General features: G+C 68.8%; 3 protein-coding genes and 1 pseudogene. 3 read left to right on the top strand and 1 reads right to left on the bottom strand.

Features of this window, described 5'->3' with window-relative positions; all coding sequences use genetic code 11:
* The 3 genes and pseudogenes from SGA01_RS40690 to SGA01_RS40680 form a co-directional block, all read left to right on the top strand.
* Positions 1-327 (top strand): annotated as a pseudogene (locus SGA01_RS40690) (DEAD/DEAH box helicase); the annotation flags it as partial.
* A 46-nt stretch (positions 328-373) separates the two neighbouring features.
* Positions 374-778 (top strand): CBS domain-containing protein, encoded by a 405-nt coding sequence (locus SGA01_RS40685; RefSeq protein WP_141303460.1) that lies wholly within the window; start codon positions 374-376, stop codon positions 776-778.
* A gap of 52 nt (positions 779-830) precedes the next feature.
* A complete protein-coding gene (locus SGA01_RS40680) occupies positions 831-1,142 on the top strand; it encodes an SCO5918 family protein (RefSeq protein WP_141303458.1) in 312 nt (103 codons plus the stop codon).
* Positions 1,143-1,244: 102 nt separating this feature from the next.
* Here the strand turns inward: SGA01_RS40680 and SGA01_RS40675 are convergent, their stop codons facing one another.
* Positions 1,245-1,604, bottom strand: coding sequence for a hypothetical protein (locus SGA01_RS40675; protein ID WP_141303456.1), 360 nt, complete (start codon positions 1,602-1,604; stop codon positions 1,245-1,247).
* Positions 1,605-1,774: the final 170 nt, after the last annotated feature.

Genomic DNA, 1,774 nt, shown 5'->3' with positions numbered 1-1,774 from the left:
AAGGACTACCTCCACCGCGGCGGCCGCACCGCCCGCGCGGGCGAGTCCGGCAGCGTCGTCACCCTCGTCACCCCCAACCAGCGCCGCGACATGACCCGCCTCATGCAGGCCGCCGGCATCACCCCGCAGACCACCCAGGTCCGCTCCGGCGAAGAGGCCCTGAACCGGATCACCGGCGCCCAGGCCCCCTCCGGTGTCCCCGTCGTCATCACCGCACCGGTCGTCGAACGCGCCAAGCGCGGCGCGGCCTCCCGTGGCAGGCGTCGGCCCGCTTCGACCGTCCGGCGCGTGAGCGTGCGGCAGTCCGCCTTCGATGCGGCGGCCTGAGAACCACGTGATCAGGAAACTGACCCATCTCTGCAGGAGGCACGTTTTGACGCTGGTCCAGATGCAGCCCCGCTCGGCGAACACCAACCCTGTGCACCGGACGGTGGACGACGCGATGGAGGCGGACGGTCCACAGGTCTGTGACGACATGACGGTCGAGGTGGCCCTGGCCGTCATGGCCGGCGCCCGCGCGGGTCATCTGCTCGTCTGCGACGAGGACGGCCTGTGCACCGGGCTGGTCACGCAGGCCCAGCTCACCGCCATCCGCGACAGCACGGCGTACACCGACCGGGTCCGTCTCCGCGACCTGCTGGGGGACCGCGGGCCGGTCGCCTCACCCGTGACCACGGTGGCCGAAGCCGAACACGCGATGCGCTACCGCCGGCTCGATGCCCTGCCGGTCGTCGATGACCAGGGCAGTGCTCGGGGCGTCCTCGCCCTTGCCCGCTGAACAGCCTCACCACGGCACGACCGTCCCCCTTTTCTCCTTCCTGTGAGGCAACATGCGCTGTGTCATCGCCCGTTTCCCGTTCGACCTGACCAAGAGCGGTGTCCTGGAGTCGATGAAGGGCATCAAGCCCGAGCAGGTCGTCGGCGAGTCCGTGATCATCGGGCGCCGTAACTACCCCGTGAAGCAGGTCGGCCAGGTCATCACTCGGCAGGACCGCCGTGACTTCAGCGCCGGTGAAGTCCTCCGGGCCATGAACCAGCTCGGGTTCACCTGCCGGGGCCTCCCCCGGGCCGCCGTGCCCACGCGCGTCCTCGGCCCGCTCCAGCAGGCCTCCGCGATGCTCGGCATCCCGGTGCCCGTCTGACGGACAGGACCGGCGCAAGCCGACACCCGAACAGCGAGGAGGGCCCGACCGGCACGCGCCGGTCGGGCCCTCCCGTATACCGGGGGCTACGCGAATGTCGGGTCAGTGGTCGGAGTAGCTGAAGTCGCCCATGGTCCAGGCACTGACATCCGCGATCGAGACGCGATACATCCCACCTGTCTCCGGGATCCCCACCGTGCCCTGAAGGATGCGGGCCACATGGAAGTGCAGATGGGTGGGCGGCCCCTCTTGGGGTGTCGTGGCGGTGAAAACGGCGGAGAACTCGCCCAAGCGGGCCGAGTCCGTCAGGACCTCCGACACCCGCTGCCTCCACACGGCTTCGGGAGCCAGCCGACCGGTGATGACAGCACCACCGGTGACCACGGTCAGGGACATCTGATTGCTCTGCCCGGACTCCACCAAGGCGGCGACGTCAACGAGCAGCTCGTCAGGCTTCGACATGAGAGCCGATTTTATGCACCGGTCGTCCCGTTCTCTCGACCGGGAGGACTACCGGTCGAGAAGAGCACTCACCGTGGATGCTCTCCGCGTGGGCCCGTCAGCTCCAAAGGCTCTCCTCGGCGGGCACGAAAATCTATGACGGCTGGAGTAGACACTGCATGGCAGCGTAG

It is taken from the genome of Streptomyces gardneri (genome assembly GCF_006539185.1).
Taxonomy (GTDB): Bacteria; Actinomycetota; Actinomycetes; order Streptomycetales; family Streptomycetaceae; genus Streptomyces; species Streptomyces gardneri.
Note: the sequence above shows the minus strand (reverse complement) of the source record. Positions and strands in the feature narration are given on the sequence as shown.